Annotated in this window: 19 protein-coding genes and 1 riboswitch; of the genes, 2 read left to right on the top strand and 17 right to left on the bottom strand. The window is 48.2% G+C overall.

Annotation, left to right across the window (positions count from 1 at the left end; translation table 11 throughout):
• Nucleotide 1 precedes the first annotated feature (1 nt).
• On the top strand, nucleotides 2–1,192 hold the full coding sequence (gene lplT, locus E8L90_RS24725) for a lysophospholipid transporter LplT (RefSeq protein WP_137031761.1): 1,191 nt from the start codon (nucleotides 2–4) through the stop codon (nucleotides 1,190–1,192).
• A 75-nt stretch (nucleotides 1,193–1,267) separates the two neighbouring features.
• Here lplT and E8L90_RS24720 read toward each other — a convergent pair whose 3' ends face one another.
• The 6 genes from E8L90_RS24720 to E8L90_RS24695 all read right to left on the bottom strand — a co-directional run bounded on the left by E8L90_RS24720 (nucleotide 1,268) and on the right by E8L90_RS24695 (nucleotide 8,845).
• Entirely contained in the window at nucleotides 1,268–3,256 is a 1,989-nt protein-coding gene (locus E8L90_RS24720) for a bifunctional metallophosphatase/5'-nucleotidase (protein ID WP_137031760.1), read from the bottom strand.
• A gap of 153 nt (nucleotides 3,257–3,409) precedes the next feature.
• Nucleotides 3,410–5,185 (bottom strand): DNA helicase RecQ, encoded by a 1,776-nt coding sequence (recQ, locus tag E8L90_RS24715; protein ID WP_137031759.1) that lies wholly within the window; start codon nucleotides 5,183–5,185, stop codon nucleotides 3,410–3,412.
• 394 nt (nucleotides 5,186–5,579) lie between these two features.
• The gene (locus E8L90_RS24710) at nucleotides 5,580–6,125 is read right to left on the bottom strand and encodes a VanZ family protein (protein WP_137031758.1); all 546 of its coding nucleotides are present in this window, start codon (nucleotides 6,123–6,125) and stop codon (nucleotides 5,580–5,582) included.
• Nucleotides 6,118–6,942, bottom strand: a complete 825-nt coding sequence (locus E8L90_RS24705) for a D-alanyl-D-alanine carboxypeptidase family protein (RefSeq protein ID WP_137031757.1) — start codon at nucleotides 6,940–6,942, stop codon at nucleotides 6,118–6,120. The genes E8L90_RS24710 and E8L90_RS24705 overlap by 8 nt, the downstream gene beginning before the upstream one ends.
• Nucleotides 6,943–7,056: 114 nt before the next feature.
• Complete coding sequence (locus tag E8L90_RS24700) at nucleotides 7,057–8,166, bottom strand: sensor histidine kinase (protein WP_137031756.1); 1,110 nt, start codon at nucleotides 8,164–8,166, stop codon at nucleotides 7,057–7,059.
• On the bottom strand, nucleotides 8,156–8,845 hold the full coding sequence (locus E8L90_RS24695; protein WP_217366319.1) for a response regulator transcription factor: 690 nt from the start codon (nucleotides 8,843–8,845) through the stop codon (nucleotides 8,156–8,158). Before E8L90_RS24695 ends, E8L90_RS24700 begins: the two co-directional genes overlap by 11 nt.
• 165 nt (nucleotides 8,846–9,010) lie before the next feature.
• Between E8L90_RS24695 and E8L90_RS24690 the strand changes: the two genes are divergently transcribed.
• Nucleotides 9,011–9,778, top strand: a complete 768-nt coding sequence (locus E8L90_RS24690) for an SDR family oxidoreductase (protein WP_137031755.1) — start codon at nucleotides 9,011–9,013, stop codon at nucleotides 9,776–9,778.
• Nucleotides 9,779–9,840: 62 nt separating this feature from the next.
• Here the strand turns inward: E8L90_RS24690 and fumC are convergent, their stop codons facing one another.
• The 11 genes from fumC to E8L90_RS24630 all read right to left on the bottom strand — a co-directional run bounded on the left by fumC (nucleotide 9,841) and on the right by E8L90_RS24630 (nucleotide 22,977).
• Complete coding sequence (gene fumC, locus E8L90_RS24685) at nucleotides 9,841–11,229, bottom strand: class II fumarate hydratase (protein ID WP_137031754.1); 1,389 nt, start codon at nucleotides 11,227–11,229, stop codon at nucleotides 9,841–9,843.
• A 606-nt stretch (nucleotides 11,230–11,835) separates the two neighbouring features.
• Nucleotides 11,836–12,531, bottom strand: a complete 696-nt coding sequence (locus tag E8L90_RS24675) for an MgtC/SapB family protein (RefSeq protein ID WP_137031753.1) — start codon at nucleotides 12,529–12,531, stop codon at nucleotides 11,836–11,838.
• Nucleotides 12,532–12,686: 155 nt separating this feature from the next.
• Entirely contained in the window at nucleotides 12,687–14,042 is a 1,356-nt protein-coding gene (locus E8L90_RS24670) for an MATE family efflux transporter (RefSeq protein WP_137031752.1), read from the bottom strand.
• Nucleotides 14,043–14,178: 136 nt separating this feature from the next.
• A complete protein-coding gene (locus E8L90_RS24665; RefSeq protein WP_137031751.1) occupies nucleotides 14,179–15,663 on the bottom strand; it encodes a lytic polysaccharide monooxygenase in 1,485 nt (494 codons plus the stop codon).
• 234 nt (nucleotides 15,664–15,897) lie between these two features.
• On the bottom strand, nucleotides 15,898–17,607 hold the full coding sequence (locus E8L90_RS24660) for an adenine deaminase (RefSeq protein ID WP_137031750.1): 1,710 nt from the start codon (nucleotides 17,605–17,607) through the stop codon (nucleotides 15,898–15,900).
• A gap of 18 nt (nucleotides 17,608–17,625) precedes the next feature.
• The gene (locus tag E8L90_RS24655; RefSeq protein WP_137031749.1) at nucleotides 17,626–18,687 is read right to left on the bottom strand and encodes an ABC transporter ATP-binding protein; all 1,062 of its coding nucleotides are present in this window, start codon (nucleotides 18,685–18,687) and stop codon (nucleotides 17,626–17,628) included.
• A gap of 15 nt (nucleotides 18,688–18,702) precedes the next feature.
• Nucleotides 18,703–19,491, bottom strand: coding sequence for an ABC transporter permease (locus tag E8L90_RS24650; RefSeq protein ID WP_137031748.1), 789 nt, complete (start codon nucleotides 19,489–19,491; stop codon nucleotides 18,703–18,705).
• Nucleotides 19,492–19,496: 5 nt separating this feature from the next.
• Entirely contained in the window at nucleotides 19,497–20,318 is an 822-nt protein-coding gene (locus E8L90_RS24645; RefSeq protein ID WP_015893850.1) for an ABC transporter permease, read from the bottom strand.
• 26 nt (nucleotides 20,319–20,344) lie between these two features.
• Entirely contained in the window at nucleotides 20,345–21,274 is a 930-nt protein-coding gene (locus tag E8L90_RS24640; RefSeq protein WP_016739577.1) for a nucleoside hydrolase, read from the bottom strand.
• Between the two features lie 75 nt (nucleotides 21,275–21,349).
• Nucleotides 21,350–22,423, bottom strand: coding sequence for an ABC transporter substrate-binding protein (locus E8L90_RS24635; RefSeq protein WP_137031747.1), 1,074 nt, complete (start codon nucleotides 22,421–22,423; stop codon nucleotides 21,350–21,352).
• Nucleotides 22,424–22,620: 197 nt separating this feature from the next.
• Entirely contained in the window at nucleotides 22,621–22,977 is a 357-nt protein-coding gene (locus E8L90_RS24630; RefSeq protein ID WP_173610495.1) for a Na-translocating system protein MpsC family protein, read from the bottom strand.
• Nucleotides 22,978–23,197: 220 nt separating this feature from the next.
• Nucleotides 23,198–23,300: riboswitch (SAM riboswitch) on the top strand.
• Nucleotides 23,301–23,400: the final 100 nt, after the last annotated feature.

The following is a 23,400-nucleotide window of genomic DNA, read 5'->3' as shown; positions in this document are numbered from 1 at the left end:
TGTGAACATACGATTAAAACCACTACAAGCCCTGTACTTCACTCAATTTCTATCGGCCTTTGCCGACAACATGATTTTGTTTGTCATCGCGAATCTGCTGCGGGAGAACGGTTTTTCTCCCGCGATGCTTGCACTCGTATCGATTTCATTCTTTCTCCCTTACATTTTTCTCGCTCCACTGGTTGGACCTTTTGCCGATAAGCACGCCAAGTCAATCGTGCTGGTGATCGGCAACCTGATTAAGGCGCTTGGTGTCGTCTTGCTGTTTTTCATTGACCAATCGAGCATCTTGATGCTGATGTTGTGTTACTTCACAGTAGGAGTCGGAGCGGTCGTGTATTCTCCGGCCAAGTATGGAATCTTGCCGGAGCTGACTCGAAATGAAGATGAACTGTTTCATGCAAATGCACGCATCGAAGCCTTTACGATCTTTGCGATTTTGACAGGAATCGGTGGTGGTGGAGCCATCGCGAACATGACAGCACCGCTTATCTCGTCAGGTATATGTCTGCTGATCTATCTGCTGTCGCTCGGTATGACTTTCTTCATTCCGCGCATGAGAGGGAATGCATCCATTCGCTATGGGGCAGAAGCAAGACGCTTTTTCATCGACTTCCAGTACCTGATGAATCGACCGGAAACGAGCTTTTCCCTGATTGGAACCGGAGCATTCTGGATGTCCTCTGCTGTCCTGCGTGTTGCTGTTCTGGCCTGGATTCCCCTCGCGCTAGGGATTAACCCGGAGAGCTTCTCTGTATCTCTGATTCTCGCAACGACATCCATCGGAATTATCGCCGGAGCTTTTCTCGCTCCGAAGCTCATTCCTTTGACTCATTTCACTCGATCGCTGACATACGGATTCGGAATGTTTCTCATCATCGTGTTATTTCCTTGGACGGACAACACCTTTGTTGCCATCTGCCTATTGCTTCTCGTCGGGTTCATGGGCGGCGTGTTCATTATCCCGATGAATACCGTCTTGCAGGATGAAGGCAAGCGGATGGTCGGTTCCGGGAAAACGATTGCGATTCAGAACTTCATCGAGAATCTGCTGATGGCAGTGGGCTCCGGCATTTACTACTTGATTACCTATATCGGCATCTCCATCTCTGGTGCGATTGTTGGTCAAGGGCTGCTGCTGCTCGGGTTCCTGTTGTACTTGGTGAAGTATCGCAGAAGAATCGTTCGTTAACAGATTGGGATTGGCTTCATACAAAAAGAACAAGCCGTGACTACTAGCGTCACGGCTTTCTTGCGTTCATCTCTGTTATTTTTTTTGCTGCGTTTTGGTTGGCGGTGTGACCGATTTTTCCGCAGCCTTTCTCGCTTCGTTCAGTTGATGATAAAATTCGCCTTTTGTTTTAACGGTCGAAAACTTCGCTGCATCGACTTTTGCTTTTGCAGTCAGCTCGGTGATTTCTTCTTTGGTTACCGCGTCCTTGATGTTGATGGAAGCGATATTGGTGTATTTGCCATCTGCTGTTTTCGGTGCGCTCAGAATGCCTGCATTGATCAGTTCAACGACGTCCTTGCGTTCAGGTGCCTTAGTATCCACACCTGTAATCTTCCAGTTGTTTTGTACTTTTGGCTCGTAAACGCCTTTTTTCACTTCTTTCAGGTACGCAATAGCACGATTGCGGATTGTTCCACCCGTTTCACCAAACGCCGTATTGTCTTTGGAAGACCACAGCTGTTCGAACTTGCGTCCTTCCAACGCGCCACCTTTTGCCTGCAAAGCTTCCATCCGGTATGAGTTCATTCCGAGCTTCAATGTATCTTCCGCCTTGATCGGTGTCTCATCGAGCTTGCGCAGGTTCGTGATGCGGCTGCCGTATGGCTTCGTCAGGTCAATTTCGTATTTCACGCCACCGAAGAAATCGTTGGTGCTGTATTTGGAAGCGCGACGTTTTGGATCAAAGCTTATGGTCACGTCACCAGGGCGCGTGGAATTGAAGTAGCCCACAGCCCATTCCATATAGTCCTTCAAGTCTTTTCCCGTTACTTTATAAACAGTAATCTCGCCACCTGCGTATTGGTAGTTGTAAGCGATATCCTTTTTCTTGATCGGACCGACATCCAGCTTGGCTTTGTCGTTGTCGATCTGGTGGGCAACCACGTCTGCCTTACTGTAGTAGAGCATCACTTCATGGAAAAAGTCAGATAGTGGCGTCTCCTGAATTTGAACCGTCGGGATGCCCTCGATTTCGTTTTTCGCAACCAGGTTCATGCCCTTGAGCTCTGCTACGACGATGTTGGCATCTGCACGTGCGAACTCATGGAATGGCTGGAGCTTGGTCTCCAGCGCTGCATCGGATACTGCTGGTGTGCCATCTGCGCCTTTTACAGGGAGCGCAGTCGCTTCCTTGTCAGTCAGCACGAGCTTGCCGTTTTTCTTTTCAAAAGTCAAGTCGATGCGGGAGATATGAGTAGCATATTTGTCCGGCTCGGAAATCAAGACGCCGTTGATCTCTTCCTTTTTCACAAGCTTGTGCATGTGACCTGCAAAGATCGCGGTCAGTTCTGGAACGGCGTTCGCGATATCTGCTACGCCAGTACCCGGAATGCCGTTTTCATTCTCGATGCCCATGTGCATGAGACCGATTATGACGTCTACTTTGCCTTCTAGCTCTTTTACGGCTTTCTTGGTTTCTTCTACCGGGTTTTTGATCACGAGGCCATCCAGATGATCGGTTCCTTTTTCGAAATCGGTAATCATTGGCGTGTTCATCCCCACGACGCCGATCTTTACACCTGCGCGTTCAATGATCGTGTACGCTGGCAAGAAACGCTCGCCATTTTCTTTGTAAATGTTCCCTGCCAAAACAGTGCCTTTGTATTGGCTGCTAACCTTGCCCAATACATCGAGTCCAAAATTAAATTCATGATTGCCAAAAGCCCATGCGTCATAGTTCATTTCGTTCATCGCGACCATGATAGGAGACTGCGGTTGGTCGTTGAACAGCTCTGCCGAGTTGTCTTGGATCGAATCGCCTGCATCCAGCAACACGGTATTCGGATTTTCTTTGCGAATCTCTTTAATCATCGTGAACAGCTGCGTCATGCTGCCATTTGGATTCGGACCATCCAAAGCGTAATCCCACGGCATGAATCGTCCATGAATGTCAGATGTACCCAGCAGTGTAATTTTGGTAGGTGTTGCTGCGGCTTTTACCGGTGCGGCGACCCCCATCATCGCACTGCCTAGCACCATGGATGTAAGTGCTACACTTAATAAGCCCTTCGCTAGTTTTTTCATGTTTTCCCCTCTGTCTCTCTTAGTCTGTCAGTGCCCCTCGATTGTGTTGCTCTTATTGTCCTCCTATTCTATTATGTATGAAAATTCTGGGTTGCTATCTAACTATAGCAGGCATATGAAAGGAAAAATAGTAAAAAAGTCGTGACGTAAATGTCACGACTTGATCGCTGCATAGTTCTGCAAACACTCTAGAAAGAGTTCCCCGTACTTCTCAAATTTCGCCTCGCCTACTCCTTTGATTTTGAGCATGGCCTGCTTGTCAGTCGGGCAAACACTGCTCATTTCCTTTAAGGTACTGTCCGGGAAAATCACGTATGGCGGTACCTTTTGTCGCGTCGAGATTTCCTTGCGCAACGCGCGCAGGTGCTCGAACAACTCGTCATCCTCTGTCAGTTGCACAGGGCGTATCGAGATTTTTTGCACGACTCGCTCTTCGCCCCGCAGAACAGGCAATGCCCGCTCCCCTAGCTTTACAATTGGATATTGGCTCTCCGTTACTTGTAAATAGCCCTCGGCAATGAGGAGCTGGATCAAGTCTGCAATTTCTTTTTCCTTGTATTCCTTCATCAAACCGTACGTAGGCAACTGATCGAAGGAAAACTGGGTGACCTTTTTATTTTTGGAGCCTTTTAGTACCTGCGCGACGAGTGCGGCACCAAAGCGCTCTCTCATACGTTTTACACAGGAGAAAATCTTCTGTGATTCGAGCGTAATATCGGACAGCTCGGTCTCATCGGTGCAGTTCCCGCAGCGTCCGCACGCGACAGCATCTGCTTCGCCGAAGTATTGCACGATGTTTTGCTGCAAGCAGCGCGGCGTCCGGCAATAGTCGATCATCGCGTACAGCTTTTTGTACTCCAGCTCCTTGCGCTCGTCTTGCAGTTGATTCTGCTCGATGAAAAACGTTTGCGTCTGGATATCCTGGGGCTGAAACAGGAGGATACACTCACTTGGCTCCCCATCGCGTCCCGCACGGCCTGCTTCCTGGTAATACGCCTCTAGGTTCTTCGGCATGTTGTAATGAATGACGTAGCGCACATTGGACTTGTCGATTCCCATGCCAAATGCGTTAGTCGCGACCATCGTACGGACGTCATCAAACAGGAATGCTTCCTGGTTGGCCGCACGCTCCTCCTCCGTCAGTCCTGCATGGTATTTGGTCACAGCAAAGCCACGCTTGTCCAAATCTGCATGCAAGGCGTCCACGTCTTTTCTTGTTGCCGCATAAATAATACCCGCCTGCTGCTTATTCGCCCGCAGGTACTCCTGGATGAATTCTCGACGGTTCTCCCCCTTGCGTACAGACAAGATGAGATTGTCCCGGCCAAACCCTGTGATAAAAAGGCGTTCGTCCTGTAATTCTAACTGTCGCTTGATGTCCTCGGTTACCTCCGGTGTCGCTGTGGCGGTCAAGGCTGCGACGAGCGGACGCTGGGGCAAGGATTGAAGAAAACGGGCAATCGTCAAATAGCTCGGACGGAAATCGTGCCCCCACTGCGAGACGCAATGCGCTTCGTCCACTGCCACAAACGAGATCGGAACATCTTGAATCAGGTTTTGGAACGTTTCGGATTCTAAACGCTCTGGGGCGATATACAGCAGCTTGTACTCTCCACGCGCCGCCATACGTAGTCGATCGCGAACCTGGCTATAATCCAGTGAGCTATTAATTTGGGTGGCGGGAATGCCCATGCTGACCAACACGTCGACCTGATCCTTCATCAGCGAGATGAGTGGGGAGATCACGATGGTTACGCCGTCCTGGAGCATCGCTGGGACTTGATAGCAGATGGATTTACCGCCGCCGGTTGGCATGATGCCTACGGTGTCATGTCCGGCTAACAGGCTCGTGATGATTTTCTTCTGGCCTTCTCGGAAGGATTCGTAGCCAAAGTACTTTCGTAGAATCTCTTGCGCTTTATCTAACAAAGAGAATCACCTTCTCTTTCGACGGATTTTCAATGGGTTTCTACTAGTTTAAACATAGGGATTGGGACAAAACAAGGGGGGCTGCTGTGTTTGGGTCAACATGGTGGAGGAGAAGAAAAAGCACAGTTCTCTTCGACTCTGACACGCCAGCATGGAGGGATTCACTGGCCGTCTACACTTAAAAAAGGGGACCGTCGAGCCAAAGCCACCCTACGGGCGGACGTTTCTCAAGGAAGAAGTGTTCGACAAGCGTGGTCCCCTTTTTTAAGTTCCGACTGGGTAGGCGTTGTCAAGGTCTGCGAGCCCTGTGCTTTTTCTTCTCACCGGCTTTGTTGGTTCATCCATACCTTTTCTTACAATAAAAAAAGCACCACATGGGTGCCTAATAAGTAGCCTATGAAGAGACGGACAAGATGAACCGTTTTTTCTGTATTACCCAAATGAACAAGTACACGATATATCCGATCATCCCGCCCGTTGTATTCAGGAATAAATCATCGACATCAAACGTTCCTACATTCATCACGAGCTGTGTCAGCTCCACACCGAGGCTTAACATCAGGGATAGCAGGATAACTCGGAACAGTGAGCCGGCTTTTTTTGGAAACAGGAGTGGCAGTAGAAATCCTAGCGGCATGAAGGCGATCACGTTGCCTACGAAGTTCACCGCACTATGCCAGCTTTGGTTATTTCGAATCGATCTGACATAGTTTTCGATTTCATGAAACGGCACCAAATTACTTCGGTAGCGCAACCGCTCCACAATTACAGACGGATCGCTCCAAGTGATTTTCCACTGATCTACTAGCAAGGTACTATCCAAGCTGCCGAATTTAAACAGCAGTATCTTCACGACGAGAAACAAGTAAAGGGCAAACACTGCATAACCTGCAATAACAATTAGTTCTGTCGGTTTCTCCATTTTTTGCACGTTATCCATTGTCAAACCCTCTCTCCATCAGTTTTTTTGTCTCTGTAAAACGGGTGGCATCTTCTTCAGCGCCCATCACGACGGAAATAAGCCGCTTGTCCCCTCGCTTCGCTGTAGCCGTGAAGCAATACCCCGCAGCGTTGGTATAACCCGTTTTGAGCCCGTCGAGCTTGAGGTTTGTATTGGATGGCTCGACCGTCAAATTGACAAGATCGGGGAAGTCGTTGAGCAAGTGGTACGCGAGCATTCCTACATCGCGAGCTGTCATTTCATTTTGTCCATTTCCAGAATCCAATCCGGTCGCATTCACAAACGAGGATGACCTCAGATTCAACTCGGCTGCCTTCAAATTCATTTGTTCCGCAAATGCCGAGGTGCTACCTGCCAAATATTCGCCGATTGCCACCGCTGCATTGTTTGCAGAACTGATCACCATGGCCTCATACAGGTCTTTTATCGGATAGGTATCTCCTGCGACAAGATGGACCTGTGATCCCCCAGTCGCTGCCGCATTCTCAGATACGACGAGTTTGTCGTCCCAATCGACTCGCTCTTCCTTAATGGCTTCGAGGAGCATGTATTCGGTCATCATTTTTGACATGCTTGCTACCGGGTAAGGCGTATCGGCATTTTGTGCGTACAAGATTTCTCCTGTACCGCTATCTATCAGAATAGCTGCCTGTGCATCGACCTTCTCGTATGTTTTCTCCTGTAGCGTGATCGGGCCTTTGAGTTGCCAATCCGCCTCGACCAACTCTGTATCGCGAATGAGTGTCAAACCGACGAATAGCGTCAGCATAAGCACAATCCATGTTTGTTTTCTCATATAAAAAAGCCCTCCTGCACCTGCAAAACAAAGGCTGTAACCTTCATGCAGTCAGGATAGACTTTTCGATTAAAATTAACAGAAACAAAAGGTAAAGAAAAAGTAAAGCTTTTCTCAAAGGCTTGAAATTGTACGTGGTAACCAAACCGTGAAGGTCGTCCATTCCTTTGTGCTTTCGGCGGAAATGCTGCCTTGGTGCAGATCGATAATGCTCTTGGCGATAGCAAGTCCAAGGCCGGAGCCTCCTGTTTCTTTCGAACGTGAGCCCTCCACCCGAAAAAAGCGTTCAAACAAGTTCTGCACATATTCAGCCGGGATCGGCGCTCCATTATTGGCGACAGAAATCGCGACACCTTCTCCTTGCTGGAATACGCGAATAATAATTTCTGTACCATCGTGTCCATATTTCACAGCGTTGGAAATGAGGTTTTCCAGAACGCGAACGAGCTTGTCGGTATCTCCTGCCATTTCGATTTTTTGATCAGGTGTATCGACGATTAAACGCAGCCCTGCCTCACTCGCCACGAGCCGAAATCCGACAGAGACTTGCTCAACTAGTTCTACTAAGTCAAACTCCGTTCGGTTTAAATACGCCCCGCGATTGCGGACCTTTGTGTACTCAAACAAATCATTGACGAGCACGTTCATCTGTTTGGCCTTCTCATAGGCAATATGAGCATAGTGCTTGAGCATCTCCTCGTCCTTGTGTTTGTTCTGCTCAATCAGTCCCAGATAGCCAATAATGGAGGTTAACGGCGTTCGCAGATCGTGGGAAACGTTGGTGATCAGCTCATCCTTCGATTGTTCCAGCCGCCGCTCCTCCTCCATCGCATCCAGTGCGCTTTTGACCAGAGCATGGATGCTATCGACAACTTGACCCAAGCTGCCGTTCGGACGAATGGAAATCTGGTGATGATAGTTGCCTTTTGCAATAAAATGCAGCTCATTTATGATTTGCTCCATCTGCTTTTGTTCCAGGTACTTGCGGATACGAACGACCGACCACGCCGCAAACATACCGGTTGCCAACAAAATAATTGGGATTTTAAAGGAGTCGATATCGAAGTTGATCCGCAACTTCCAGATGAACTCTCTGATTTCCGGGATGGTGTACAAATAGTTGTTGGCAAAAAAATCAGCCATTTGAAAAACAGCATAGATGACCATAAGGCCGAGCAGCAAATCAAAAAGGATGCGAATAAAATCCTTGGCTCTAAGCTTCAATTTTATAGCCGACCCCCCAGACCGTCTGTATCACCTTTTCGCCATTGGTCGCCTTCTCCAGTTTTTCCCGCAGGTTGCTGATGTGAACCATTACTGTCTTGTAGGAAACGAAATTCTCCATTTTCCAGCAACGGTCAAAAATTTCTTCCGAGCTGAATACCCGATTTGGATGACTTGCCAGAAGATGCAGGACGGAAAATTCCAATGCAGTCAGCTTGATCGGGGTGCCTTCCTTTGTCTGAACGAAGTGACTTTGCTTGTCGATAATTAACGGCCCCGCCTCAATCACATGATCCTGTTTGCTTGCCTGCGTGTAGTTCGACCGTCGCAGGAGAGACTTGACCCGCGCAATCACTTCCAACGGATTAAAAGGCTTCGCCACATAATCGTCTGCACCCGTCATCAAGCCCAGAATTTTGTCCATATCATTCGTTTTGGCACTCGCCATCAGAATGGGGATGGTCGAGTTTTTTCGTATTCGCTTGGTAACTTCCAGCCCGTCCAGATTGGGCATCATGACATCCAGAATGACGAGGTCGATGGGCTTCTGCTCCAGCCTCTCCATCGCTTCCAGACCGTCAAAGGCCTTTTCGATCTCATACCCTTCGTTGCTCAAATATATCGCCATCAGCTCTACAATCTCTTTGTCGTCATCTACAATCAAAATCCTCACAGACAAACACCTCCGAACGCGTTCTTAGTAGATATAGATAGCATTACTATAACAAGAATTGTTAAAGAAAAGGTAAAGCAAGTAAGACCAACCGAGCGAATGAGAGAGCAATATTTCAAACATCCCCTTGTGTTATAACTAACTTGAATTTCAATCAAGGGAGATGAAACCATGAGTAATTTGAAAGGGAAAATTGCATTGGTGACCGGAGCAAGCCGTGGGATTGGTCGTGGCATCGCATTACGTCTGGCGCAGGATGGCGCATTGGTCGCCGTACACTATGGAAGAAGACAGGAAGAAGCAGAAGCAGTCGTACGTGAGATTGAAAGAACTGGGGGCCAAGCATTCGCAATCGGTACAGACTTGCGTACTCTTGACGGCATTCGCGATTTCTATGCGACATTGGACGAAGCACTACAGAAACGTACAGGAGATCATCGTTTTGACATTCTCGTCAATAATGCTGGGATCGGACAAATCTTAACGTTAGAAGAGGCTACCGAAGAATCGTTTGACGAGGTCATGAACATCAATGTCAAAGCGCCGTTTTTTATGATCCAACTAGCTTTGCCCCGCTTAAGAGAGGAAGGACGTATCATCAATCTCTCATCCTTTGTGACTCGTGCAGCTTCCCCAAGTGTGTTCACTTACAGCATATCGAAGGGGGCTGTTAACACACTAACGCTAGCTCTAGCTAAACAACTGGGGAGCCGTCATATTACAGTAAACGCGATCCTGCCTGGCATTATTAACACCGAGATGAATGCTGGTACGTTGCAAAATAATCCGGATGGGCAGAAGTACGCCGCTGGACTTTCCACCTTCAACAGATGGGGAGAGCCTGGTGATGTAGCGGATATTGCCGCCTTTCTCGCTTCTTCGGACAGCCGTTGGGTAACCGGGCAATTGATTGATGCAAGTGGCGGTTCGCATCTGTAATGGCCATAAAAAAATAACCGATGTCCACAAACGTGGGACCATCGGTTTTATTTATGAAGATCCTATTCTTTTGGATGAATCATTTGTTCAGGGCGCACGACTTGATCGAATTGCTCCTCGGTCAGCAAATTGCTCTTGATCGCCGCTTCCTTGAGTGTGATGCCTTCTTTGTGAGCCAGCTTCGCCACGGCTGCCGCATTTTCATAGCCGATATGCGGGTTCAGTGCCGTCACCAGCATCAGCGAGTTGTTCAGGTTTTCTTTGATCACTGTCAGATCAGGCTCGATGCCTACTGCGCAATTGTCGTTGAAGGACTTCATCGCGTCTGCCAACAATCTTGCGGATTGCAGGAAATTGTAGATGATCACTGGCTTAAACACGTTCAACTCGAAGTTCCCCTGGCTTGCAGCAAAGCCAATCGCAGCATCATTGCCCATCACTTGGCATACGACCATCGTCATCGCTTCGCTTTGGGTCGGATTCACCTTACCTGGCATGATGGAGCTACCTGGCTCATTCGCCGGAATGATAAGTTCACCGATTCCGCAACGCGGGCCGCTCGCCAGCCATCTCACGTCATTAGCAATTTTCATTAGATCCGCAGCCAGTGCTTTGAGGGCACCATGTACATGAACGAGCTCGTCATGGCTGGTCAGCGCGTGGAACTTGTTTTCTGCGGTCACGAATGGATGGTGGGTTTCCGTGCTGATTTCTGCCGCGACCATTTCACCGAAGCGCGGATGCGCATTGATTCCTGTTCCTACTGCCGTGCCGCCAATCGCCAGCTCCCGGAGGTACTCATTGCTCTCCTTGATCATCTTCTCGGACTTTTCCAGCATGCGTACCCAACCGCTGAATTCTTGGCCCAGCGTCAGCGGAGTCGCGTCCTGCAAATGCGTGCGGCCGATTTTGATGATATCCATATACGCTTTGCTTTTTTCTTTCAACGTTGCCTTTAATAACTGGAGTGCAGGCAGTACTTGCTCCTCGATAGCGACCAGTCCAGCCATGTGCATCGCTGTCGGGAATGTATCATTGGAGCTTTGCGATTTATTCACATCATCGTTGGCGTGGATGCGAGCCGAGCTGCCCTTCTCTTGCAACAATTGGTTCGCGCGATGAGCAATGACTTCGTTGACGTTCATGTTGGATTGCGTGCCGCTGCCAGTTTGCCAGACAACCAACGGGAAATGCTCATCCCATTTTCCTTGGATCACTTCATCTGCAGCCGCCACAATCGCTTCTGCCTTTTCATTGTCGAGCTTGCCCAGCTTTTGATTCGCCAACGCAGCGCTTTTTTTCAGGATGGCAAACATGCGAATCAGGGGAAGTGGCATTTTTTCTTCGCCGATCTCAAAGTTTTGGAAGCTGCGTTGTGTTTGGGCGCCCCACAGCTTATCCGCCGGAACCTTGATTTCTCCAATCGTATCCTTTTCAATTCTGAATTCCATCTCGCATCCTCCTCAATATCGAACATTTTACTCCTGTCAAAAAGGAACTGAAGCAGTTCTTCTTCATTTAAATGATAATGATTTTCATTCTTGCTATCAAGGGGTGAAGTGTTTTTTCGGGAAAAATGAAAAAGAATGTTGTCCTCAAACGGTTGGGCTCGGGGGAAGCCCTGCCACATGTCTTCCAGTCGCCTGTATCCTCTCTTTGTTCGGGCGGTCTCCTTCCAGACATGTGACAGTGCTTACGTACAGCTTATGTGTAGTAGGAGCTTTTACAACGTTTTGTAAGCGATTCAGGGGGACTCCATGAGTTCACTTTCAAATGTGGAAACAAAAAGCCGCGTAGAAGAAGCGCATTTCCAGTCCAAGCGCCTCTGAAGCCCAACCCAGCGCAGGAATAAATGGCGGGGAATTTCAGCTTCACTTATGAGAGACTTCCTCGAAACTCTACGTTTGAAGCGCTCCCGCCATTTATTCCGAAGCGTGCAGTCAATCCTCCTTGCGGGGCGTAGGCCGAAGCGTAGACTGGAAATGCGCTTCTTCCCTCACGACAGCAACTAAAAAAGACGAAAGCCACACATGGCCCCCGTCTTCTAGTATTCCTTTTTATCTGCTTTCTACTTCTACCGAAATGACATGATCTACCGCTTTCAGCAGACTGTAAATATCCGTTGTATACGTGTTTTCCGATGCCGTAATCATCATTTCCAGCTTTTGCAGACTATTGTCCAAGTCTTTGACCTTCACCCGCTTCACTTGCAGTTCGAGGTGCTTAATTTGCTTGAACACCAAATCCAAATCGCCCCCGCCTTCGACCACAATCTTGATCGACAAATCTCTTTGTCTGAGTGATTCTGGACCAACCCAACGAAGAATGATCGGGAACAAATTAATCGCCAAAATAATGAGGATCGTCGCGGTCACTGCCTCAAAATAAAATCCTGCTCCCACTGCAATCCCAAGTCCAGAAGCCGCCCAAACCATCGATGCTGTGGTCAAACCTGAAATGACATCATTACTCCGGCGTAGAATAACACCAGCCCCAAGGAAACCTACTCCGCTCACAATTTGAGCAGCCAAGCGCAATGGGTCCATATTTGTGTGTCCGGGCAAGGAGAACCGATGCACGGATTCAATCGAGACAATCGTAATGAGACAGCTCGCAACCGAAATAACCATGCTGGTTTTTACACCCAGCGGCTTGTGCTTGAGCTGCCGATCCATACCAATCATCAAGCCTAGAAATAGTGCAACTCCTAGTTTTAGCAAAAAATCATATGTCGTGAATACCGAGAGTGACATGAGTCTCTCCCCCCATCTGCTTTGATGTCAGGTTATCTTCCATCGCCTATGATAAGAAGTATATCTGGTCTTTCACCTAGTGTAAACGGGGCTTTCATTCTTCATGCAAAAAGCGGAAAACCCCCACACTAGGGATTTTCCGCTTATCTGTTTCCTTATGAATGGCTGCGAATCATGCGTTTTTGTAACGACAGCAGACGTCCAAAAAGGAAGATGGCACCGGCAGCCAATCCCGTAATTAGACCAATCCAGTATCCGAATGCTGCAAGCGAAGTGAATTTCGCTAGAATGTATCCCAAAGGCAAGCCAATCACCCAATAAGATATCAGCGCCACGATAAAGGGAATGGTCACATCCTTGTACCCGCGCAGTACCCCTTGAATAGGTGCTGCGACGGCATCAGAGATCAGGAAGAGGATCGAGTACACCAAGAAATGCTGGGCAAGCTCCAACACCTCGATGTCGGTTGTATAAAAACCAGCCACCTGCTTGCTAAACATCAGCAAGCTGATTCCAAACAAAAGGGCGATACCAAGAGCGATACCTATCCCCAAATAACTGTACTGCTTCGCGTCCCGGAACCTTTTGGCTCCCACCTCAAAGCCGACGACAATCGTCAACGACATGGATATGCTCAATGGCACCATGTACAGGAATGATGCGAAGTTCATCGCTGCCTGATGCGCAGCAATCGTAATCGTGCTGTATTCACTCATGAACAAAGTGACGGCCGCAAAAATGCTAACCTCGCAAAAGATCGAAAATCCGATAGGAAGCCCCAGCTTCAGCAACTCGTTCCATGCTTTCATCGAGATACGATGAAATTTGGTGAACAAACCAAACTCAACGAATGGGTGTACGCGATTCACGACAAACAGAGTAATCAGCAAAATACACCAGTATGTGATGCCAGATGCAAGCCCGGCACCGATTCCACCCAGCCTGGGCAAGCCAAAGTTACCAAAGATAAGAGCGTAGTTCAACAAGACATTAATCGGCAACGAAAGCAGGGTAATGAACATCGTTACCCGTGTTTGTCCTAATGCGTCGATAAAGCAACGGAGCACCGTATAAAGAAACATCGGAATAATTCCAATTGCGATTGCATGCAGGAAGCCACGAGCTATCGTACGTACCACAGGCTCCAATTGCATCCAGTTCAGAATCGGATCGAGCACCAAACCACCGACGATGATGACACCGACCGCAATCCCCACACTCAAATACAAGGCTTGCATAACCGTGTAAGGCACCTGATCTTTTTTCCCAGCCCCAACCATCTGGGCAACCATCGGCATGACAGCCATCAGAATCCCCGTCAAGCCTGCTTGAACAGGTGTCCATAAACTAGCCCCAATCGCTACCCCCGCCAAATCTGTCGGACTGGCATGTCCAGACATGATGGTATCAGCGAATGTCATGGAAAACAGCGCAAGTTGTGATATCAAGATCGGAAGCAAAACAGCCAAAAACTGTCGCCATTTTTCTTTTAGCGAATAGGTTTCATTCATTTTTCATTTCCTTCTAACCTTATAAGATGGCCTTATCTTTCAAATGATAAGTATAGCAAAACAAGTAGGAATCAGCAAAATACTAGCTGCACTTAGACTAACAAAAGCCCAGGCAGATCACCCGGGCTTTGCTACATTATTTAACCAGCTTCCATACATCGGCTTTCCCTGGCTCTTCGCCCTTGGTCCACCATTTTGCCTTATAAAGCTTGTCTTCGTAGTTCACTTGCGCTCCGCCATCATACGCTTTGCCGGAATCCCACGACAGTACGACATCGCTTACCAGTTTCCACGCATCAGAACGGTCTGGCTGTTCCGCAGTTACCCACCATTTTGCTACGAATTCCAGCCCATCATACAAGACGCGGTCGCCCTGTACATACACAGCAGAGGAATCCCACTCAGCGATTTCACCTGGTACTTCAGGCTTTTTCTCCTTTGTGCTTGCAGCAAAAGGTGCGCTCTCTTCGGAAATATTTCCTGCCGCATCAACTGCCTTGATCGTATACGTATACGATGTTCCTGCCGTTAATCCTTTATCAACAAAAGAAGGCTGCGCGACTGTCCCTACGCGGGAACCGTCACGGTACACCTCGTATTTCACCACGCCGACATTGTCACGGGAAGGACTCCACATGAGGTCGATTTCTGTCTCCGTTGGATGGTGAGTCATGATTCCTGCTGGTGCAGTCGGTGCTTCTGTATCCACGATATCTTCTGTTTTTGTGCGAACAGTAAGTGCTTTGCTCGCGTTAGACTCTTTCCCTTTGCCATCGACTGCCACAATGGTGTAGCTGTAAGCTGTAGCAGGCGTCAAATTTTTGTCCGTGTAAGCTGTTTCTTTCGTTGATGCGATGAATTTGCCATCGCGATACACTTCGTATTGCTTGATACCCTCAGATGCCACGGATCTTGTCCAGCTAAGGTCAATGCTTGTAGCTGTTTGTGATACAGATGTCACATTGCCTGGAACGGTAGGCTTTTCAACGATACCTGTTCCCGTGTTAATCAAATTCACATCAATGGCCTGATAAAAAGCCATGCCCGTATCAGCAATTTCCCAAACACCCAAAATAATGTGGTAACCGCTACGATCTGTCGGTACATTGCACGAATGCGTTACCGTGTGTGGCGGTCTTTTGCCTCCGTCTTGGAACGAGCAGAACAGTTCCAGATCCGCTCTGGCAAGCGGCTTGTTAGGATTCCAATCTTTTTTCGTGATGTAATATTTCCACTCCGCTGTACTATGCGGGGCTGTCAGATTCCAAGTAAACGCATTTTGCCCACCCTGCAAGGTAACCTTAGTCCAGCGATCTGCTGTTTGTGCGTAAAGCTCAGGATATCGACCTCCACCAGTAAATTCACCATCAGCAGGACCAGATTGCGGGAATGACCCAATGCCCTCCACGCTTTGCGGTTCCCACTGGATTTGACCGCAGCCTTTGTTTTGCCCCGTCTTACACAGGTAAGAGCGACTCGCTGGTGATTCGATGTACCCGTGAGCCGAAGCTTTCTCAGCGAACACGAGAGTAGCTGCGCCTGCCACCAGCATCATTGCCAGCATAAACAAAAGCGACAGCCCTTTACTGAACAGATTGTTTCTCAACCCTACGTTATCCATTTATTTATCTCCTCTTTTCTGGATTAGGATCGAATACTATGTTACAGAAAATTTTCCCAGTATCCCAGATTCTGAATACCTAAACTAAAACCTACCAAATGCCCGAATTCCAGTCAGCAAATAGAGAGGATTCAGGAGTGTATACCCATGCATGAAAATTTATATGCTTCTGTCGGGACTATTAGATCAAAAAAAATTGCTTGCCGAAAACTTTCTTTTCAGCAAGCAACTTTTTTACATCAACAGCAACGGAACTATTTTCCCGTCATTTACATCGATCAACCCCAGATCTGTCAGCTTCAAGGCTGGACTGACCGGTAAGGAATGCGTGCTGATCGACATGATTGGGTTGTAGTGATTGTAACCAAGCGACTCCATAGCACGGCGGAGCTGCTCGACTTCCTTTGCAGTCTTTTCCAATGGTTCCTCTGTCAAAATGCCTCCGACTGGCAAATGAAGACTCGCGATCACCTTGCCATCCTCGACTACGTAAAAGCCGCCCTGGTTGCGGATGACTTCATTGGCTGCGACCATCATATCGTGCGGATTGTGTCCGACAACCAAGAGATTGTGGTTGTCATGCGAGTAGCTGGTAGCTACCGCACCTCGCTTGATCGTATCACCGCTGATCAAGCCGTAACCGCGGTTGCCGTTTTTGCCATAGCGTTCAAAGACGGCGATCAAGCCGTACGGGCTCTCCTCCCACAAGAGTTGTCCTTCCCGTACCTCAGCGATTCCACGGTGATCCTCTGTAAATGTAGAACCGTTTTGAACGAGCATGACCCGACATGGATAGCGATTGTCCGGAGCATCTACTGTGACATGGAAGTCTTGCTCTGTAAGCGGCGATAGCTTGATGCTCTCATAAAAATGCGCAGGAAACTGCTTCTCTTTAACTACTTGTCGGTACTCTTCCTTGACGTCGTAAGCCTTCTTCCCATCTTTGTAGACGCGCTCGATTTTGAGCTCATGCAGATTAGACAGTAACAGGAAGTCCGCTATTTTGCCGGGAGCAATCGCCCCTCGATCCGTCATGTTCATACGTCTGGCTGGAGTAAATGTACTTGCGTAGATCGCGCGTTCTGGCTGCATGCCCATTTGAATGGCTTTTTTCACGATATGGTTCAAATGTCCACGATTGACCAAAGAATCGGTCATCACATCATCCGTCACAAAGCAAAAATGCTCGGAAACATCTTCTTTGATCAAATAGTCCATAACTTCATCCGTCATCGATTTTTCTTGAATCTCTAGAAACATGCCTGCTGCAATTCTCGCTTCCATGCCCTCACGCGTCTGGTGCGTATGATCGGAGTCCACCCCCGCATAAATGACGCGATGCAGGTCCAAATCAAGCAATTTCGGGACGTGCCCCTCGATGACGAGCTTTGGATATGTCTTGCGGATATGCTCCAGGATGCGATTGGTCTTGCAGTCAGGGTCCTTGATGATGTCTACGTAATTCATGATTTCGCCGAGGCAAATGATCTCTTCGGAACGCAAGAGCTCGTCCATGTCTGCAATCTCGACAGACCCACCTGTCGTTTCCATTGAGGTAGCTGGTACAGAGCTCGGGATCGCGTACAGCATATCAACGACACAATCACGGCTCGCACGAATCATTTCTTTGATCCCTTCGATTCCGAACACATTGGCCATCTCATGCGGCTCCGGTACGATCGTCGTCACTCCGTTTTGAATCAAGCCATAGGAAAACGTCTCCGGCGTCACCATCGTGCTCTCAATATGCAAGTGGATATCGACCAGACCAGGAATCATGTAGCGGCCTTGTCCGTCCACGATCTCGGCAGCTTCGAATGTTTCCGTACTCCGCTCACCAATATAGAAGAAGCGTTCATCCAAAACAGCGACGTTTCCTTTGATGAACTTTTTAAAATAGCTGTTAAACACTTGAACGTCTTGAATCAACAAATCGACCTTCACGAAAATAACCTCCTGTCTTTAGTCCACGAGTACCACTTTGTCTTTTGGAAACAGCAGATTGACGTTTAGGCCAGTCTTGTAAGGCGTCTCCATCTCCTGATTGACCGTGAAGTCGCCCAGCTCTGTTTCCACGACATATTGATAGCTGCGTCCCAAAAACGTGCTTACCTTTACCGTCCCGCGCAGACGGTTCATTCCCGGCTCGGCGCTCTCTTCTGTCGTCACGAGGAGGTCATCTGGTCGCATTGCGCATTTTTTGCCGGACGGATTCGCCGTGCCCGGATTTTTGGACGCGGTAAAATGATGGTCACCGACACGCAAGCCAATTTCTCCGTTCTGCTCGGTACGCTCTGCGAAGTCGATGAAGTTGGTAAAACCAATAAAGCGAGCGATAAACTCCGTCTTTGGGTATTTAAAAATCGTAGCTGGATCGTCGAGCTGCTCAATCACACCCTTGTTCATAATCGCCACCTGATCAGAAATGGAGAAGCACTCCTCCTGGTCATGCGATACGTATACAGTCGTAATTCCCAGCTCCTGCTGAATGCGACGGATTTCTACGCGCATGTTGATCCGCAGGTTGGCATCGAGGTTACTGAGCGGCTCATCGAACAACAGCAGGTCAGGCTGAATCACCAGTGCCCGTGCAATCGCCACGCGCTGTCTTTGACCACCGGACAGCTCCTTCGGGAAACGCTTTTCATAGCCGCCGAGACTCACGACTTCGAGGATTTGCTGTACGCGACTCTTTACCTCTGTTTCATTGACCTTACGTAGGCGCAGACCGAATGCCACGTTATCAAAAACAGAAAGGTGCGGAAACAGCGCATAGCTCTGAAACACAAACCCGAAGTTGCGTTTATTGACCGGAACGCGCGTATAATCTTTTCCTTCAAACATGAATCGTCCATCTTTTGCTTCCAGAAAACCCGCAATCAGGCGTAACGTCGTCGTCTTTCCGCAACCGCTCGGACCGAGCAAAGAGATGAGCTGTCCTTTTTCGATATTGAGATTGAAGTTTTGCAAAATATATTGATTGTCATAGGCAACCGATACGTTTTCCAGCGTGAGCAATGCCATGAGTTGATGCCTCCGTTATCGTTTTGTAAAGTAGGAAAGCCCCATCAGACGTTCAATGATGAACATGAGAATAGCCGTAAAAATCATGAGCAGCACGGAAATCGCGGCGATCGTCGGATCGAAGTTGTTTTCTACGTACGTCAGCATCTGGATCGGCAGCGTGCTTACCCCTGGTCCCGTCATGAAAACAGAGATATCTACGTTGTTGAACGACTCCAGAAAAGCGATCAGAATCGCAGCAATAATCCCGGAGCGAATATTCGGCAAGACGACTTTGAAAAAGGTTTCAAGGCGACCTGCCCCAAGACTCAGCGCCGCTTCTTCAATGGCGAAGTCAAAGTTGGACAAGGAAGACGCAATGACGCGAATGATAAATGGAAGCATCAGCACCGTATGACCGACGAGAAGTCCCGCATAAATCGGCAAATTATATACGACAATGACATATTTCAGCATGGCAAAACCCATCACGATACCCGGAATCAGGACAGGTGAGATAAAAATGCCATTCAAGATGCCTTTGCCGCGAAAATCAAAGCGACTGAGTGCATAAGCTGCCGGAATCCCCAACAAGAGCGCCAAGAGATTGCCCAGCAAGGAAACAAACATCGACGTCTTGAACGTCGTCATGAACATTTCTACCTTAAAAATGTTTTCGTACCACCGCCAGGAAAAGCCCTCCGGCGGAAACTTCAAGACGCTCCCCGGCTCAAACGACGTAAAAGAAATGATAATGAGCGGCCCTAGCAAAAACAGAAAGACGAGAGAGGTAAACAGGGCCAACCCGCGATTTTTCTCCTGCATAGCTTCTACCCCTTCGGATTTAATTTCGTCGCCAGCTTGTTCATGAAGTAGATGACGACAAATGTAATGACAATCATGATCGTGGCAATGACAGAGGCCAGATGCCAGTCGTTGAGTGTAATCGCATTTTGATACAGGAACGTGGAGATAACCCGCTGTTTTCCACCTAGCAGAGCAGGCGTCGTGTAGGCCGTCAAGCTTCCGACAAACACCAGAATGCTACCAATGATAAGTCCCGGTACACTAAGTGGCACAATGACCTTCCAGAAGGCAGTCAGCTTGGAAGCGCCCAAGCTCTCCGCCGCCTTCAGCAAATCTGGATCGATGTTTTCCATCACCCCTACCAGCGTAATAATGATCAGCGGCAGGAACAAATGAATCAAACCAATCATCATCGCAGTCGGCGTATACAATATTTCCAACGGCTTATCGATGAGCCCGATTGCAAGCAGCGAGCTGTTCAATAAGCCCTTTTTTCCGAGAATAATCATCCAAGAGAACGACCGCACGACAGAGCTGGTCAGCAAAGGAAAAATCGCCAATGCCAGCAGGATGCCTTTTTTGCGTGGGCCGAGCTTGGAAATGTAGTACGCGGCAGGAAAACCGATCAGAACACACGCAATCGTCGTGACCAGACTGACCTGCAACGTTGTCAGCATAATTTTCAGGAAGTACGCGTCGGTAAGAAACTGAAGATATCCTTGGATCGTAAAGCTACCCTCTTGATAAAAGGTGGATGCAATCGTCATCACGATCGGAATGACCATGAACAGCGTCAAAAACAGCACACCTGGCAAAAGCAATAAATAAAGACCCGTTTTTCTCATCTGATTAACTCCTGTTCACGGTATCGTCAGGCTTTCAATGCGCCGAGAAAACGCGCAAAGAACGCATCTGCATCTACGTCCAGACAGACGTTTATGTTCGGTTCTTTTTTCAGGCGGTTTTGAAAGTCGCAAACCGTTTGCCCATCACACAGCTCACTTCTCGTTTCGATATCTACATATAACTTCTGCGTCTTCACCAACTTCGGATCGAGTGCGACCGCGACAGCCAACGGATCATGCATAGCGCACGCATAGATGCCATTTCGCTGAAAATAGCGATGAAGGTAATCTGACGTACTCTGTCTCACGTACTCGCCCATCGGCGTATCTCCTAGCCCGCGAATATGCTCCTCATTCAGCAGCACTCTTCGCGTCACATCCAGACCAACCATCGTCAATTGCGGGAATCCGGCATGAAATACAACCTTCGCTGCCTCTGGATCGACGTACATGTTGTACTCCGCAACTGGCGTCACATTGCCATGCTCCCGGACCACTCCACCCATGAAAATGACTTCCTTGACGTGTTGAACAAGCTCCGGACATTTTTTCACCGCCAAAGCCAAATTGGTCAGCGGCCCCGTCATGACGAGCGTAATTTCTCCAGAATGAGCGAGTACGTTTTCCACGATGAAATCAGGAGCAAAGCCAGCAGTCGGCTCCTTGTAAATCGGAACTCCGGCAAGGGCGCCCCCCAAGCCATCTTCACCATGTACGGCATGCTCGAAAAACAACGGCCGCAACAACGGTTCAGACGCTCCACAGATGACAGGGATTTGCTCGCCGACTTGCAAGAAGTCGAGAATTTTGCACGTGTTTTCTGTGGCTTTTCGCAGCGACACGTTGCCATTCACCGTAGTAATGCCAACTAGATCGAATTGCCCGCTCTTCACAGCGAGAATAATGCCAAGCGCATCATCAATGCCCGTATCCACGTCAAGAATGATCTTTTTCACAAGTAGTCCTCCCTCATGAAAACGAGGGTATATTCGCAAACGCCTATACCCTCGCTCTTATTTTTCTATCGTTCGTTATTGCGTGATTTCACGATTCCAACGGTCAATCCATGCTTTGGAGTGCTCGTTTACGAATTTCATGTCCAGCTTACGCAGCTTGCTTACGGTTTCTTCCCCGTACGTTACGCCTTTTGCTTCTTCTTCTGTCAGTTGAACCGTTTTGTTTACAGGGGAATCGATTTTTGCTTTTGCTGATTTTTCCTGAACTTCCTTGCTCAGCTGGTAGTTGATGAAGTCTTCTGCGAGTGCTTTGTTTTTCGAGCCTTTTACGATGTTAACCGTATTCATAATCGCATATCCACCGCTTGCAGGTTGTACGAAAACAGCTTCTGGAACAGCGGCTTTGATGTCTTTGAAGTACATTTCCATGATCGGTCCTACGCCGATTTCTTCTTGTCCAAACATGTTCACGTATTCGGAGGTCTTATCGTAGAACTTCACGACACTTTTGTTGACTTCCTTCATTTTCGCGAAGGCTTGATCCTCGTTAAATTCCTTGCTGCCCGCGACCGCAGAAGCACTGTCGAGAACCATCGGACCAGTTGTGGACGTAATGCTTGGCAGTGTCAGCTTGCCTGTCAGCTCTGGGTTCCACAGATCTTTCCAATCCTTGATCTCAGTTTTTACGATCTTTGGATTGTAGGCAATCCCGAATTGGCCAATCGTGTAAGCTGGACCGTACTCCTCGCCCAGTGGTGCTTTGGCGATGTCATAGATTTGATCCAGGTTCTGGATGCGGCTGCGGTCGATTTTTTCAAATGCGCCACTCTCAATCCCTTGCTGTGCATAGTAGTCAGAGAGGTAGATCAAGTCTACATCGGAGCTTCCTTGGCGAACTTTGTTCAAACGCTCTGCGTTGTTCCCGATTTCCAGCACGATTTTCACGTTATGTTCTTTTTCAAACGGCTCGTATACTTCTTTGCGGAAAAAGTCTTCGGAGAAGCCCCATGTAGAGATGACCAGCTTTTGCGGCTCGCCCTTGGCTTCGCCGCCAGCTCCCCCCGCTTGTGGTTGATCATTGCTGCCACAGCCAGCGAGTGCCAGTGACATCATAGAAAAAGACAGAATTCCAGCAAGTAATTTCTTCATCGTAATTCTCCTCCAGTTGGGTTCATTTGATGACAAAATATGGTGATACAATAAAAAGAAAAGTACCCTTGATTAGAACGTATCATTCTAAACAAGAGCACTTTTCTTCGTAAACAAAGAGAAGTGACACCCGTTTTTACGCAAAGTCTACGGTCCCCCCTTAAGATAGATCAAAAGAGAAAATCCGAACGATTGCGTCAGGTATTCAGTTCTGATTCAGCTAAAATAACATTCGTGATTGCCCACTGCGTAGGCGCATCATAGTCCCGTAGCACAGCTTCCAACGGCAACCCCATCTCTTCTTCCAATCGCTCTCGCAGTTTCTTCTTATAAAGAAGGGACATGCGAAAATCGACTTCGAGCTTGAGAGCCGGTGCTTCTCCTTCCAACGCTTGCGAGCGCGGAGAGCGGCGATGCTTGGCTTGGAACGTAATCATCTGGTTTTCAATCGTGACTCGGAGCAACGTCGTTCCAAATCCGAACAACTCTTTTGCTATCTCATTATAGATGGCAGACAGCTTTTTTCTAGTTTCATTGGAGTCCACGAGAGTCATGTCATCACCTGCGATAGCTGGCATCGGGTTCATTCGCTCTCATTATACATATGATTTTTTCATTCTTCAATAGAATATTCGTATTTAGATCAATTTCACATTTTTCCACCAAGTCATTCGTTTGCAAAAACTGTTGACACCGAAAAAATCAGTCGTTATAATCCAACTATCCAAATAAGAATTAACGACAATGTTTGGAATGATAATTTCATAGCACATTCTCTTATGAAGAGAGGTTGAGGGACTGGCCCTATGACACCTCGGCAACCTATCGCAAACGATACGGTGCCAAATCCAGCGGAATTTATTCCGACAGATAAGAGAGGTATTGTTGCAGTGTGGTTACATACTTGCAGTTTTCGCCTCTTCTGTCGGAAGAGGCTTTTTTCTTTTCCATCTTACATCCAGAGAAAAGGGGTATTT

Source organism: Brevibacillus antibioticus (assembly GCF_005217615.1).
GTDB classification, from domain to species: Bacteria; Bacillota; Bacilli; order Brevibacillales; family Brevibacillaceae; genus Brevibacillus; species Brevibacillus antibioticus.
Note: the sequence above shows the minus strand (reverse complement) of the source record. Positions and strands in the feature narration are given on the sequence as shown.